The organism is Mesorhizobium sp. ISC25, assembly GCF_042295465.1.
Lineage (GTDB): Bacteria > Pseudomonadota > Alphaproteobacteria > Rhizobiales > Rhizobiaceae > Mesorhizobium.
In genome coordinates this window covers 250,515-264,221 of the sequence record NZ_CP135441.1, presented here as the reverse complement: position 1 = coordinate 264,221, position 13,707 = coordinate 250,515, and the positions used below count along the sequence as shown (strand labels likewise).

General features: G+C 63.9%; 13 protein-coding genes. 4 read left to right on the top strand and 9 right to left on the bottom strand.

Annotation, left to right across the window (positions count from 1 at the left end):
• Positions 1 to 4 precede the first annotated feature (4 nt).
• Genes RQ479_RS01420 through RQ479_RS01405 form a run of 4 tightly spaced genes read left to right on the top strand, consistent with a single transcriptional unit; the run spans position 5 to position 2,902 of the window.
• The gene (locus tag RQ479_RS01420) at positions 5 to 886 is read left to right on the top strand and encodes an AAA family ATPase (protein ID WP_376703857.1); all 882 of its coding nucleotides are present in this window, start codon (positions 5 to 7) and stop codon (positions 884 to 886) included.
• Entirely contained in the window at positions 883 to 1,473 is a 591-nt protein-coding gene (locus RQ479_RS01415) for a hypothetical protein (protein WP_376703856.1), read from the top strand. The genes RQ479_RS01420 and RQ479_RS01415 overlap by 4 nt, the downstream gene beginning before the upstream one ends.
• Positions 1,374 to 2,015, top strand: a complete 642-nt coding sequence (locus RQ479_RS01410; protein ID WP_376706074.1) for a VWA domain-containing protein — start codon at positions 1,374 to 1,376, stop codon at positions 2,013 to 2,015. Before RQ479_RS01415 ends, RQ479_RS01410 begins: the two co-directional genes overlap by 100 nt.
• A complete protein-coding gene (locus RQ479_RS01405; RefSeq protein WP_376703855.1) occupies positions 2,015 to 2,902 on the top strand; it encodes an amidohydrolase family protein in 888 nt (295 codons plus the stop codon). The genes RQ479_RS01410 and RQ479_RS01405 overlap by 1 nt, the downstream gene beginning before the upstream one ends.
• Positions 2,903 to 3,115: 213 nt before the next feature.
• Here RQ479_RS01405 and RQ479_RS01400 read toward each other — a convergent pair whose 3' ends face one another.
• The 9 genes from RQ479_RS01400 to RQ479_RS01360 form a co-directional block, all read right to left on the bottom strand.
• Positions 3,116 to 3,523 carry a carboxymuconolactone decarboxylase family protein gene (locus RQ479_RS01400; RefSeq protein WP_376703854.1) on the bottom strand — a complete coding sequence of 136 codons (408 nt, stop codon included), beginning with the start codon at positions 3,521 to 3,523 and terminating at the stop codon, positions 3,116 to 3,118.
• Positions 3,524 to 3,759: 236 nt separating this feature from the next.
• Complete coding sequence (locus RQ479_RS01395; protein ID WP_376703853.1) at positions 3,760 to 5,256, bottom strand: sugar ABC transporter ATP-binding protein; 1,497 nt, start codon at positions 5,254 to 5,256, stop codon at positions 3,760 to 3,762.
• The gene (locus RQ479_RS01390) at positions 5,256 to 6,314 is read right to left on the bottom strand and encodes a hypothetical protein (protein ID WP_376706073.1); all 1,059 of its coding nucleotides are present in this window, start codon (positions 6,312 to 6,314) and stop codon (positions 5,256 to 5,258) included. The genes RQ479_RS01395 and RQ479_RS01390 overlap by 1 nt, the downstream gene beginning before the upstream one ends.
• Positions 6,311 to 8,434: an ABC transporter permease gene (locus tag RQ479_RS01385; RefSeq protein ID WP_376703852.1), complete on the bottom strand. Its 2,124-nt coding sequence runs from the start codon at positions 8,432 to 8,434 to the stop codon at positions 6,311 to 6,313. Before RQ479_RS01385 ends, RQ479_RS01390 begins: the two co-directional genes overlap by 4 nt.
• An 84-nt stretch (positions 8,435 to 8,518) precedes the next feature.
• Complete coding sequence (locus tag RQ479_RS01380) at positions 8,519 to 9,544, bottom strand: sugar ABC transporter substrate-binding protein (RefSeq protein ID WP_376703851.1); 1,026 nt, start codon at positions 9,542 to 9,544, stop codon at positions 8,519 to 8,521.
• Positions 9,545 to 9,603: 59 nt separating this feature from the next.
• The gene (locus RQ479_RS01375) at positions 9,604 to 10,590 is read right to left on the bottom strand and encodes an ABC transporter permease (protein ID WP_352516730.1); all 987 of its coding nucleotides are present in this window, start codon (positions 10,588 to 10,590) and stop codon (positions 9,604 to 9,606) included.
• 281 nt (positions 10,591 to 10,871) lie between these two features.
• Positions 10,872 to 12,314: a DHA2 family efflux MFS transporter permease subunit gene (locus RQ479_RS01370; RefSeq protein WP_376703850.1), complete on the bottom strand. Its 1,443-nt coding sequence runs from the start codon at positions 12,312 to 12,314 to the stop codon at positions 10,872 to 10,874.
• A 227-nt stretch (positions 12,315 to 12,541) separates the two neighbouring features.
• On the bottom strand, positions 12,542 to 13,342 hold the full coding sequence (locus RQ479_RS01365; RefSeq protein WP_352912672.1) for a 3-methyl-2-oxobutanoate hydroxymethyltransferase: 801 nt from the start codon (positions 13,340 to 13,342) through the stop codon (positions 12,542 to 12,544).
• A 37-nt stretch (positions 13,343 to 13,379) separates the two neighbouring features.
• A complete protein-coding gene (locus RQ479_RS01360) occupies positions 13,380 to 13,694 on the bottom strand; it encodes a MocE family 2Fe-2S type ferredoxin (protein ID WP_292167569.1) in 315 nt (104 codons plus the stop codon).
• Positions 13,695 to 13,707 lie beyond the last annotated feature (13 nt).

Genomic DNA, 13,707 nt, shown 5'->3' with positions numbered 1-13,707 from the left:
GGAAATGCCCAAGAGAAGCGCCGAGACAGTCGCGACCTCGCCGGAGGCGGTGGGGTCGCGCCTCGCCGCCTCGCGCTATCTCGCCGATGAAAGCCTGGCCACCGCCATCTTCCTGGCGATCAGGCTGGGCAAGCCGCTGCTGCTCGAAGGCGCGCCCGGCGTCGGCAAGACCGAAGCGGCGAAGGCGATAGCCGAACTGCTCGGGCGCGATCTGGTGCGGCTGCAATGCTATGAAGGCATCGACGCCGCACATGCGCTATACGAGTGGAACTACCAGCGCCAGCTGCTCGCCATCCGCCATGCCGGCGAGCACGAGGTCGACATCTATGACGACCGCTTTCTGATCGCACGGCCGCTGCTGCAGGTGCTTAAGGCACCGGAAAAACGCGTGCTGCTGGTCGACGAGATCGACCGTTCCGACCATGAATTCGAAGCGCTGCTGCTGGAATTCCTGTCCGATTTCCAGATCAGCGTCCCGGAGCGCGGCACCATCCGCGCCAAAGCGCAGCCGATCGTGATCCTGACCTCGAACCGCACCCGTGAACTGGCCGAAGCGCTGCGGCGGCGCTGCGTCTATCACTGGATCACCTATCCCGACGCCGGGCGCGAAGCCGAGATCATCATGCTGCGCGCCGGCGACGTCGCCGAGGCCACGGCGCGCGCCGTGGCTGCCGCCGTGCGCGACATCCGCGCCCGTCCGCTGGCCAAGCCGCCCGGCATCGCCGAAGCGGTCGAATGGGCCAACGCCGCGACCATCCTCGAAAAGGGCGGCAGCCCGTGGCCGGAAGCGTTTCGCCGCGCCATCGGCGTGCTGATCAAGGACGAGGAGGACCTTTCCTGCATCGCGCCCGAGCTCGGCAAGATTGTCGAGGAGGCGCTGGCGTGAGCCCCGCGGCTCTGTCTCGAGGGGCGGCGGCCTTCCTCGGCTTCGGCCGGCTGCTGCGCCGCTACGGCTTCCCGGTGGCGCCCGAGCAGATCTCCGGTTTCATGCAGGCGGTGACGCTGCTCGGGCCGCGCTCGATGACCGACATCCATGAAGCTGCGCTCGCCACGCTGGCGCCACCGCCCGACCGCCGCGACGAATTCGAGGCGCATTTCCGGAGCCATTTCTATGGGGACGGAGAGGCGCTGGTCGAAGGCGACAGCGACGAGGAAACCCGCATCAAGGATGACGGCGAAACCAGCGAACAAGAAATCGAGGTGGTTCGCCAGGAGCAAGGCGGCGAACTGTCTTCGGCCAGCGAACAGTTGAGCGTCCGCGAGTTCCAGCGCGATGGCGACAGGCTTGCCGCCTTCCGCCGCAAGCTCGCCACCGCTTTGCCCGCCCGCCGTTCCTTCCGCACGTGCGCACGAATGCACGCGGCAAGCTCGACCTGCGCCGCTCGCTGCGCGAAATCGTCAGTGCCGACGGCGATATCCCCTCGCCGCTGCTGCGCCGGCGGCAGACAGTGCCGCGCAAGCTTCTCATGCTGATCGACGTGTCCGGCTCGATGAAGCTCTACACATCGGACTATCTCAAGCTGGCACACGCGGCGGTGCAAGGCGCCGACCGGGCGGAGGTCTTCACTTTCGGCACACGGCTGACCCGTATCACCTCGGCGCTGCGCATTCGCGACCGCAATCAGGCGCTGGCCCGCGCCGCTGCCCAGGTCGACGACTGGGACGGCGGCACCCGCATGGGACCGACGCTGCTCGCCCTCCTCTCGGTGCCGCGCTTCTCCGCCTTTGCACGCGGGGCGGCGATCGTCATCCTGTCGGACGCGCTGGAGCGCGGCGACCATGCCGAACTGGAAATGGCGATGCGCCGGCTGAGCGCCCGCGCCTTTCGGCTTTCGCTGGCGACGCCGCTGGCCGGCGATCCACGCTTTCGGCCGGCAACGGCGGCACTTCGCGCGATCCTGCCGGTGCTCGACGATCTGGTCGACGGCTCCTCAATCACCGGTCTCACCGAGTTCATCCTGTCGCTCGCCCGCCCAGCTCCGGCGGCCGCGGCAATCTGGAAAAGGGTTTTGTGATGCAGAAGGCGATCGACGCGCATTTCCACATCTGGCGCCAAAAGGACCAGCCCTGGCTCGTCGGACCGATGGTGCCACGCATCTTTGGCCCCTACGAGCCGATCCGCCGCGATTATCCGATCGAGGAATTCCTCGCCGACCAGCAAGGCTCGGGCGTCGAGAAGGCGGTCTATGTCCAGACCAACTGGGCCAAGGAGGATTTCGAGAAAGAGGTCGCCTTCCTGCAGAAGACCGCCAAAGAAACCGGTTGGCCGCACGCCATCGTCGGCTATGCCGACATGACGGTCGACGATGTGCGTCCTCAGATCGACCGGCTGAAAAAATATCCGCTGTTGCGCGGCGTGCGTATGCAGCTGCACTGGCACCAAACGCCGGCCTTCCGCTTCGCCGCCTCGGCCGATCAGGTCATCAACCCAAAGGTGCGGGCCAACGTCGCGCGGCTCAAAGATTACGGCCTGTCCTTCGACCTGCAGCTTTTCCCCGCCCAGATGAAGGATGGGCTGACGCTTGTCGGCGAGAACCCCGAGACGAATTTCGTTCTCACCCATGCCGGCATGCTGACCGACATGGAACCGGAGACCACCGAGGCGTGGAAGACCGGCCTGCGCACGCTGTCAGCGGCACCCAACCTCTATGTCAAGCTGTCCGGCCTCGGCACCTTCGTCCACCGCAACGACCCGCTGCTGATCAGCTATATCGTCGACGCCGCCATCGACATCCTCGGCAGCGACCATCTGATGTTCGGCTCGAACTTCCCGATCGAGAAGCTGTGGACCAGCCATGCCGAGCTGATCAGGGCGCACCAGCAGGCCGTGGCAAAACACGGCGCGACCGCCGAGGCGGATATTTTCTGGAACACGGCGGAGCGGGTCTACCGGCCGGTGTGAGGCGCGCAGACCTTCCCTTCTCCCCCTGTGGGAGAAGGTGGATCGGCGCGTAGCGCCGAGACGGATGAGGGGTGCTGGAAGAAACCTCGGTGGAGGAAATCTCGGCGATTTGAAGCGCTTACGTCGCCAAGGTAGCGATCCTTCCAGCACCCCTCATCCGACCGAGCTTCGCTCGGCCACCTTCTCCCACAAGGGGAGAAGGGAAGGCGCCCCTCACCTCACCTCGAACTCCGGATCGACCGGGATCTGCATCGCGGTGACCATCTGGTTGGTCTGCCCGGCCAGCCCGATGATCGACACCAGTTCGCCATGCTGCGCGTCGGTCATGCCTTTGGCCCGCGCCGCCGCCGTATGCGAGTGGACGCAATAGGAGCAGCCATTGGCGGTCGAGACGGCGATGTAGATCATCTCCTTGGTCAGCGGGTCGATGGCGCTCTCCGCGACCATCACCGCTTTGAGCTGCTCCCACACCCGCTTCAGCGAGACCGGATCATTGGCCAGCCCGCGCCAGAAATTGTTGACGAAGTCGGATTTGCGCGTCGCGCGGATGTCGTCGAACACGGCCTTCACAGCGGGAATCGCCTCGACCTCGGCATCGGTCATAAGTCTTGTGGTGGCCATGGGCAGGCTCCTTTTCGTTTGAATCATCATGCGAGGTCGTTGAATCAGGTCTTGAGAAAAGGCGGCTAATCGCCTCGGATAAATCAGCAATTGACGCGCTGAGGCAAGGCCTTGAAGGCCGGCCGAAGCCCCTCAACTTCGTCATCCCTGGGCGAAGCAGGAGCGAAGCTCCGTCGCGGCGACCCAGGATGACGAGTGGACTGGCGACTCGGCCAATTGTCGACGTACGCATCGCCCTAATGCACCGCCGCATACATGATCTTCTCCTCCGTCGCCTCGGCCGGCGAGAACTCCTCGACGATGCGGCCTTGCCGGCAGACCAGGATGCGGTCGGACAGGTTCATGATCTCCGGCAGGTAGGACGAGATGACGACGACGGCCAGGCCCTCGTCGGCCAGCCGGTTGATGATCTGGTGGATCTCGGCGATCGCGCCGACATCGACCCCGCGCGTCGGTTCGTCGAAGATGACGATGCGCGGTTTCTGCACCAGCCCCTTGCCGATCACCACCTTCTGCTGGTTGCCGCCGGAAAGCTCGACCACCCGGGCATTGTCGTTGATCGCCTTGACGTTAAGCGTTTTGGTCCATTCGGCCGACAGCGCCCGCATCTCCTGCGCATTGATCACCCAGCCCTGTTCCCGCCCTGCCGCCAGGAAGCCGCCGAACAGGTTCTCGGCGACATCCATCGTCTCGAATATCCCCTCGCTCTTGCGGTCTTCGGTGACATAGACGATGCCGTCCGCCACCGCCTCGCTGGGCACGAGATAGCGCACCGGCCTGTCGTCCAGCTCGATGGTGCCGCCGCGCAGGAAGTCGCGCTTGTAGATGCCGGAGACGATCTTGAACGTCTCGGTGCGGCCCGAACCGATCAGCCCGAACACCCCGGCGATCTGGCCCTCGAAAATCGAGAAGGAATTGTTGCGCACGACATTGCTCATCGAGATGTCCTGCACCGACAGTACCTTCTTGCCGGGCTTGCGCAGCCTGGCCTCGTCGCGCTGGCTGTAGAGCCGTCCCGACAGCGTCCGCCCGACCATGGCGGCGACGATCCTGTCGCGATCGAAAGCGGCGGTATCGTCGGTGATCACCAGTTCGCCGTCGCGCAGGATGGTGATGCGGTCGGCGATATCAAGCGCCTCTTCGAGCGCATGGCTGATGAAGACAATCGACACACCCCCTGCCTTGAGCCGACGGATCAGTGCGAAGAAGTGCCGCTTCTCCTCCGGCGTCAGCGTCGCCGTCGGCTCGTCGAAGATGATGATCTCGGCATTGTGGTGGACGGCGCGCGCGATCTCGACCATTTGCCGTTTGGCCGCGCCCAGCGTCGCTACCATGGCGTTCGGGTCGACGGGAAAGTTCAATGACTGCAGGAACTGCTGCGCCGAGATGTAGGTGCCGCGCAGCCGGTTGAGAAAGCTCTCGGTGCCGAGATAGAGGTTCTGCGCCACCGTCATCGACGGCACCAGGCTGGTCTCCTGGAACACCATGGCGATGCCGGCTTCAAGGGCTGCGTGCGGCGAGGCGTAGGCGATCTCCTGCCCGTTGTGGAACATCTTTCCCGATGTCGCGTCGACGACGCCGGCGATGATCTTGGTCAGTGTCGATTTTCCCGCGCCATTCTCGCCGAGCAGCGCGTGGATCTCGCCCTTTCGCAGCTCGAAGCTGACATTCTTCACCGCAGGCACGCCGCGATAGGTCTTGGTCACGTTCTCCAGGCGGACGATGGGTTCCATCAGCGATGCCCTTCTGAAGCCATATCGATGGCCAGCAGGCAATCGCCGCCTTTCGAGGCAATGAACAGGCGGCCGTCTTTCTCCGCCACGCTGCAGATGCCGTGGCGTGTGCCGTTGGCGCGGCTGTGCAGGCCGAATTGCGGCCGCATCTCCCGGTCGAGCCTGACCACCAGCCCGTAGGAGCGGCTCGGCGACCACGGCTTGTGGATCCCCATGGTGCGGATGCCGCCGCATTGCAGCGGCTCGAGGAAGCTTCGATTCGAGGCGAGCGCCGGCGCGATCCAGTGTTGCGGCGGCACTTGCGCCAGCATGTTGTTCCGATAGTGCGTTTCCTGCAGCACGAATTCGATCAGACGGTTGCGGGGCGCAAACAGCGTCAGCCAGGCACCGCCATCGGCGGCAGGCGATAGCCGCGCGGGATAGCCGGGGAGATGCGCCAGCAGCGTCGAGCGGCTGCCCGTCGCGCCATCGAAGCGGATAAGTTGGTGCCGCCAGCTCTCGCTGACCAGCACATCCTTGCCGACCGGGTGCAACCCATAGGGAAAGGCGATGGCGCCGGCGACCTTGCGGAATTCGCTGCCTGCCGGATCGCGCTTCCACAGCGAACCCGACGCACCCTTCTTCATCAGATCGGCGGCCCATTGCGACGGCGCGTGTTCGGCCGAGCCATTGGCCAGCCAAAGCGTGCCATCTTCTGCGTAGGCGACTGCTGTAATGCAGCGGATCTCGGCTGGCAGGGCGGCTTCCCTGCCTGCAATCAACAGCCTGCCGCTTTCGAGCCCAACCGTCAGTTCGCCGGCGCGCGAGAGCGCGAGCGCGGTAACCGCGGCCGGAAATGTCTCGACCATCGTTGGCACGGCGCCGGCCGTGACCGCGTAGACGGCGTTGCCGCTGGAAACCAGCAGCCGGCCGTCAGCGATCAGCAGATTGTCTGGCTCCGGCAGCTCAGCGAAGGCCGCGGCATCGTCCAGCAGCGTATTCGGCCTGAAGGCGCCATCGAGCGGCGGGATGGTCACCGCCTTGCCGCGAAAGATGTCGAGGATAGGATCCAGCATTATGGCTTCGCTCCCCAATAGGAAGCGGGGCTGGTCCAGTTCGGATCGGCACCGGCAATCCGGTAGCGGCCGATGCGGTTGTTCAGGATACCGCCGACGAACAGATAGCCTTTGTGCTCGCGCATCGAGGTGACCATCGGATGCGCGGCGCCCGACAGGTCGCCCATCGCTTCGACGATGCCGCCCTTCTCGTTGAATTTCACCACACCGCCGGTGTTGATGTTGGGGAACAGCCATTCGTCCTGCGGCAGCCGCCGCGTCATGCGTTTGCGCATGTCGGGATGGCGCAGCGACAGGTCGAAGCTCGGCGTGCGCATGCCGAGCCAGGCCATCCAATAGTTGCCGTCGGAAGCACGGTTGATGTTGTCGGGGTAGCCCGGCATGTCGCGGATGACGCATTCGGCGCTGCCTGCTTTCGGCCCTTCCAGCCAATAGCGATGCACGCGGCAGGCCCAGCTTTCGGCGAAGAACAGCGACTTGCCGTCATGCGCCATGCACACGCCGTTCGTGTAACGGTAGCCGTCGAGCAATGTCTTGGTCGAACCGTCCTTCGGGTCATAGACGAGCAGCCGCCCGGTGGCACGGTTCTCGATCGAGTCCAGCGCCCAGTCGTGCGCATCATAGCGCTTGGTGGAATCGGTGAAGTAGATGCGGCCGTCCGGCGCGATGTCACAGTCATTGGGGTCTCGCAGCCGCGCATCGTCGACGATCGAAGTCCAGGAGCGCGACGTTTCCGCCGAAAGCCGCTTCACCTCCCGCTCCGGCGAGACCGAATAAAGGCCCATCGCGCCGACGCAGCTGATCAGATTGCCTGTTTTGTCGAAGGCCAGGCCGAGCGGGAAGCCGCCAATATGCGCAAAGACCTCCGAGCGTTTGTAGTCCGGCGCGAAGAAACGGACGATCTCGCCATGCCTGGTGCCGCAATAGAGATGGTCGTCGCGGTCGAGGATGACGTCTTCTGGCCCTTCCAGCTCGCCGAGCCCGATTTGGTCAGCCTCCGATAGCCGATTGTCGAGTTCGTAAGGCGTGCCTGAGCCCGGTGCAGCCGACTGCGTTGCCCCCATCTTCAGGTAGACCGGCGCGACATAGACCTCGTCCAGAACCTTGTGGCGGTTCTTCAGCCAGCGGATGTCGATGGTGACGGCGACGGCCAGCATGATACCTAGCACCATCTGGTTGGTGCCGGTGCCATAGCCCAGCCGGATCAGCCCGTTGGTCATGGTCAGCACGATGATCGCGCCCATCAGCCCCTTGATCACCGAACCGCGGCCGCCACCCAGACTGACGCCGCCGACGACCGCCGCGGTCAGTGCCATGACCTCGAGGTTGAGGCCTGTGCCCGGCCCTGCCCCGCTCAGCCGGCAAGCGATGAGGAAGCCGCCGAGCGAGGCGCAGAAGCCGGAGAACACATAGGTCATGAACACGGTGCGCCGAACGCGGATGCCGGCATTGTGAGCCGATCGCCGCGACCCGCCCACCGCCTGCACATGCCAGCCGGGCCGCGAGCGCGTCAGCGCGACATGGGTAATGATGGCCAGGATAATCGCCGCCCACACCGCAACCGAAAGGCCCCAGAAGGTGTCGTCGCCGATGAAGTCCAGCACATCCGACGTGGCATCGGAAAGCTGGACGTCGGCGGCATAGGTGGTGACCAGTATGTCGAACAGCGCCCGGCCGAAAATGAAGGTGACCAGTGTCGTCAGGAAGGCGCGCAACCGGAAATAGCCAATCAGATAGCCATTGATCGCGCCGAACAGCAGCCCGGTGGCGATCGAGGCGGCGAGCGCCAGCCATACTGATTGTTCGAGGATGAAAAAGACGAACACGGCCGAAAAACAGGACAGCGCGAAGATCGAGCCGACCGAAAGGTCGATGCCGCCGCCCAGCATGACCACGGTCATGCCGGTGACGACCAGCGAAAATTCGCCGAGCTGGCGGGTCGATTCCTGCAGCGACATCGGCTTGAAGAAGCCGGGAATGATCGAACCGAACACGCCGAGCGTCGCCACCAGCGCCAGGAACGGAATGGCGTTATCAGTCCAGCGTTTGCTCAGTATCTCGCCGACAAGGTGGTCGGGCACGAGATTGTAGCGCCAGGATTGAAGGCGTTCGCGAAAGGACATCGGTTGCTGCTGCCACTCAAAGAGAGAAAGAGGCGGCCGAACCCGGTCCGGCCACCTCGTCGATGCTTGGAACGGACCCGCGGTTTACTTGGCCGCTGCTTGGGCTTGCAGTGCTTTCAGGTCCCAGCAACTGTCCGGCTTGAGGTCGGCCTTGGTCGTCGCCTTCTCCAACGTGTAAATGTAGGTGTGCGAGGTGCCGGCGGGCTGGCCACTCTGCAACAGGAATTTTATGACGGCGTTCATGTCGCCCGACTGGCGGGCAAGGTCGGTCATCACCACCGCGCCATAGGTGCCGTCCTGCAGCTTGTCGCAGTCGGCGGTTTTCTCGCCGCCGCCGGTGGTGACCAGGAACACCTTGCCCTCGAGCTTGGCATCGCGGATCGCAGCAGATGCGCCCGTCGCGTCGCCGTCCCAGAAATCGATGATGGCGCAGATGTCGGGGTTCTGCTGCAGCACCGTGGTCGTCACGTTGCGCGAGGTCGTCGCATCCCAGTTCGAGTCAGGCTTGGCCACGACCTTGAAGTCCGGGTTCTTGTCCAGCACCTTCATGATGCCGGCATATTGATAGAGGCTCGACGAGTTGGCCTGGTCGCCCTGGACCAGCCCGATCTTCTTGGAAGAATTCGGCCCACAACCCTTGATCGCCGCTTCGGCTTCCAGCTGGCCGAGCCGATCCCAGTCGCTGCCGACAAAGGCATCGGCTGGGAAGTTCGCCGGATTGTCGACCAAAAGCACATAGGTGCCGGCGGCCTGCGCCTTCTTCATCAGCTTCGCATAGGAGTTGAGGTCCGGCGAGTGGATGATCAGCACGTCCGGCCTGGTGTCCGACGAGATTGCGTCGGTTATCGCCTGCGCGCCCGCATCGACCACCCAGTTCGGGTCACGCGTCTCGAACACGCCGCCCCAGGCCTCGACCTCCGTCTTCAGGTAATGCGCCCAGCCCTGTGCCAGGTCGAAGCCCATCGCCATCGGCACCAGCATCACACGCTTGCCCTTCAGCGCTTGCGAATAGGCGCCCGGACCCGGATCTTCGGCGGCGAAGCTTGGCGCCACGAAGGCGGAGACGGCAAGCGCTGCCGCGGCGGCCATAAATGTCCTGATGATTTTCATGTCACATCCTCTGGTTTGGTCGTTGTCGTTCGCGGCCGGCGCCAACCGTTCGCATCAGTCTAGATGTCGCCTTGCTGGGCGGTCTGCTCGTCGCGCGGATTGATGAACCCATCGACGATGATCGCCGCCAGCAGGATCGCGGCCTTGATCAGGTTCTGATAGAGCAGCGGAATGTCGATGATGGTCATCGCGTTGAGCAGGATGCCGATCAGCGCGGCACCCACCAGCACGTTGCGCACCCCGCCCCGCCCGCCCGACAGACCGATGCCGCCGATCACCGCCACCAGCACGATGTCGTAGAGCAGCGTGGAATTGACGATGCGGGTGTTGATCGAATGCAGGCTGGCGGCGGTGAGCAAGCCGGCCACCAGCGAGACCAGGGCCGACAGCACGTAGCGCAGCACCAGCATCGGGCGCACTGGAATGCCGATATTGCGCGCCGCAACCGGGTTGTCGCCGGCGAAATAGACGTAGCGGCCCCATTTGGTGTAGCGCAGGAACAGGAAAAAGGCGAAAGCCAGCCCGGCGAAGACAAAAACCTCGACCGGGATGTCGAGGAAACGCAGCCCGCCCAGAAGCTCGACCCAATGGCCGGGCGGCACCGGCACGGCGTCCTGCGTGATCAGTTGTGAACGCACATAGCCGAAGACGAAGGACGCGGTCGCCAGCGTCACGAAGATCGCCGGAACCTCGGCGTAGGCGACCAAAATGCCGTTCAACAGCCCGATGGCGAGAACACCGGCGAGCACATAGGCGAAGGCCAGCCCGTCGGACATCCCCGAATTCAGCAATTGCAGATACCACGCGACCGACATCGCCATGATCGCCACCGCCGACAGGTCGATGCCCCTGCCGATAATGACGACCGCCATGCCGAGCGCCAATATGCCCAGCACCGAGACCGAGCGCACGATGGCAACGAGATTGTTCGAGTTGATAAACCCGGGCAGTCCGATGGCGGCGGCAATGAACAGCACAACCGCGATGGCAAAGACAATGCCCTCCTGGTTCAGGCTTCTCCAGTTCAGCCAGCCGGTCGCGTTCATTGCCCGCTTTCACCCGCGATGGCTACGCCCTGCTCCCTCTGCGGCCATCGGAACGAAAGCTAATCGGCTCAAGACCAATTCGTCAAATGAATCCGCGCATTGCAGGCCGGCTTGCGAGGAAATTCTGCGGTTGGCCGCACCGATCGGCGAGGCTGGCGCAATGCCCGGAACTCAAGCACTTTTTGCAACTGATCGCGCCGATCGAACCGCTGGCAAAGGTTTGCTCCAGGACGAGCGGAGCAGGCAGAATTTATGTCCACGCTCGCCGCGCAGTTTCTGCGTCAAATCCGCAAGACATGGCCCGAGACCTCGGCGCCGGCGGCTTTCGACAACGCCAGAAAGCGAAACGAGGCGACGAGCCCGATTGCGCCGATCACCAGGAAGGCGAGGCGGAAGTCGACGAGATCGAGCGCCGCCGCGCCCCTGGCGATCTGCGACAGGTTGAGCAACGCCGCCGCAACCGCCACGCCGAACAGCATCGCCACCTGCTGCAGCATGCTGGACATCGTCGCCGCCGAGCTGCGCTGCTGTGAGGCCACATCGGCGAAGGCCAGCGTGTTGAGCGCGGTGAACTGCATCGAGCGCGAAAGGCCGGCTATCAGCATCAGCACCACTACCAACGCTTGCGGCGTCTGCGGCGAAAGCGCCGCGCAGGCCATGATCGACAAAGAGGCGATCACCCCGTTGACGATCAGCACCGAACGGAAGCCGAATCGCCTCAGAGTCGGCGTCGTCACGGCCTTCATGCCGAGATTGCCGAGGAAATAGGCCAGGATCATCATGCCCGCATCGACCGGGCTCAGGCCGAAGCCGACCTGGAACAAAAGCGGCAACAGGAATGGTGTGGCGTTGATGGCGATCCGGAAAATTGTGCCGGCCGACAGCGTCGAGATGGCAAAGGTCTGCACCTTGAAAGCTGTGAGATCGAGCAGCGGATGGTTGGCGCGTCGCAGATGCCGCACCGCCAGCCAGCCGACCAAAATGCCCGTGCCGAGCAGCGCCACGGTCGGCAACATACCCTCTTGCGGATGTGCGATACGCTCGAGGCCGTAGAGCAGGCAGGCAAGCCCGACCGAGGTCAAAAAGAAGCCCGGCCAGTCGAGCGGCTTGGCCCCGGCTTCGCGGTCGCCGGGAATGAAGCGGGCGACCAGCGCCAAACCGGCAACCCCAAGGGGAATGTTGATGAAGAAATTCCAGTGCCAGGAGAGATAGGTGGTGATGAAGCCGCCAAGCACCGGCCCGACCACCGGAGCAAACAGCGCCGGCCAGGTGATCAGCGCCGTGGCGTTGAGAAGCTCGGATTTCGGCGCATTGCGCAGCACCAGGATGCGGCCGACCGGCGTCATCAGCGCGCTGCCCAGGCCCTGAACCGCGCGTGCGGCGACGAACTCGGCCAGGTTCTGTGAGATGCCGCAGGCGAGCGAGGCCAGCGTGAACAGGGCGATCGCCACGAGGAAGATGTTGCGCGCGCCGAAACGGTCCGCGAGCCAGCCGGACAGCGGCACGAACACCGCCATGGTCAGCATATAGACGGTGATGCCGATGCTCATCGCCACCGCCGGCACGCCGAAGGATTCTCCCATCTGCGGCAGCGAGGTCGAGATGATGGTCGAATCCAGAAGCTGCATGAAGAAGGCTACGGCGACGATCAGTGCCACCCGCCGGGCTTGCCGCGCCGCCGGCGCGGTTTCGGGCAAGGCTTCGTTTTCGGGAATGGCGGTCATGCGCAGAACTGTCCGAAGGGGAATCTTCTCCCGCCCCATCGGCAACCGCACAAATGTCCGGCAAAACCGATGACGCACCGGTTTCAACAGCATTTGGCCGGTGCCGTCCAGACATGGACCAACAAACTTTCGTGTGACATCGCAGCCGGTTATGCGATGACCTGGCCCTGCCGCCGAACCGGCCTTTTACGATCCGCGATGACGCTTCGTGCCGCTGCCGGCGTGTCTCATGCGGCTTCGATCTTCTCCAGGAACAGACCAAGCTGGTCCGGGTCCATGTGCACGACGTGCCTGTCTTCGGGATACGCCAGGCTGTTCACATCGGCGACATATTCGGAAAAGGCAGCGATGCGTTCGGCCTGCAGGCGATCGTATTCGGCGGCGAAATTGCGATAGACCTTGGAATGCCGAGGCATGTGGCCACGGTTCTGGCCAAGGATGTCGTCGGCGAACAGATACTGTGCATCACAGCCGGTGCCCGCTCCCATCGACAGCATGATCAGCGACGTCCGTTCCGAAATCGCCTTGGCTACTTCGACCGGCACCACCTCGATCTCGGCGCCGATCGCGCCGGCGGCCTCCAGTTGCTTCACCGCCTCGAACACCTGCATGGCGGTGTCGGCGGTCTTGCCGACGGCCTTGAAGCCGCCGGTCCAGGTGGCGCGTGACGGGATGAGGCCGACATGGCCGATCACCGGAATGGCATCGTCGGCCATCCGCTTGATGGTGGCGTAGCCGGCGCTGCAATAGACCGCATCGGCGCTGGCCTTGTAGAGCCGGAACGCCCAACGGACGAAATCATCGGCGGTACCGATCTCGAAGAAATTCTCGCCCGGCATGGTGAACAGGCTGGGTGCCGCATCGCGGTATTGCGGATTGAGCACCAGCTCCGGCGGCACCGAGACGATATCGACGCCGGCGCGTTCGGCGGCCTCGGCCTCGTCCATCGTCAGCACGCGCAGCATGGTCAGCTGCCGCTTGCCCTTCATGGCGCGCAGGTCTGCGACGGTCGGTCTTTTCCGGCTCATGGATTTTGGTCCCCTTTGCTACGTGACAGAACGCCGGTCAGGCGATCTGGATCATCACCTTGCCAGCTTCCACCTTGACCGGATAGGTCTGCAGATTGACACAGACGGGAGCCCCTTTGGCCTGGCCGGTCTTGTAATTGAAGCGGCCATTGTGCTTTGGGCATTCGATGATGTCGTCCATGACAAGCCCATCGGCCAGATGCGCCTTCTCATGCGTACAAAACCCGTCGGTGGCGAAAAACTCGTCGTCCGGCGAACGGTAGATAGCGAAGGTGCGGCCGCCATGGTCGAAGCGGATGACGTCTTCCTCTTCGACATCGTCCACGGCGCACGCTTCGACCCAATCGGCCATCTCTACTTCTCCT

Bases quoted from the DNA above. Each gene is read 5' to 3' on its own strand.
- RQ479_RS01380 (WP_376703851.1), bottom strand. From the start codon at position 9,544: ATGAAAATCATCAGGACATTTATGGCCGCCGCGGCAGCGCTTGCCGTC.
- RQ479_RS01365 (WP_352912672.1), bottom strand. From the start codon at position 13,342: ATGAGCCGGAAAAGACCGACCGTCGCAGACCTGCGCGCCATGAAGGGC.
- RQ479_RS01395 (WP_376703853.1), bottom strand. From the start codon at position 5,256: ATGGAACCCATCGTCCGCCTGGAGAACGTGACCAAGACCTATCGCGGC.
- RQ479_RS01400 (WP_376703854.1), bottom strand. From the start codon at position 3,523: ATGGCCACCACAAGACTTATGACCGATGCCGAGGTCGAGGCGATTCCC.
- RQ479_RS01385 (WP_376703852.1), bottom strand. From the start codon at position 8,434: ATGTCCTTTCGCGAACGCCTTCAATCCTGGCGCTACAATCTCGTGCCC.
- RQ479_RS01360 (WP_292167569.1), bottom strand. From the start codon at position 13,694: ATGGCCGATTGGGTCGAAGCGTGCGCCGTGGACGATGTCGAAGAGGAA.
- RQ479_RS01370 (WP_376703850.1), bottom strand. From the start codon at position 12,314: ATGACCGCCATTCCCGAAAACGAAGCCTTGCCCGAAACCGCGCCGGCG.
- RQ479_RS01420 (WP_376703857.1), top strand. From the start codon at position 5: ATGCCCAAGAGAAGCGCCGAGACAGTCGCGACCTCGCCGGAGGCGGTG.
- RQ479_RS01405 (WP_376703855.1), top strand. From the start codon at position 2,015: ATGCAGAAGGCGATCGACGCGCATTTCCACATCTGGCGCCAAAAGGAC.
- RQ479_RS01375 (WP_352516730.1), bottom strand. From the start codon at position 10,590: ATGAACGCGACCGGCTGGCTGAACTGGAGAAGCCTGAACCAGGAGGGC.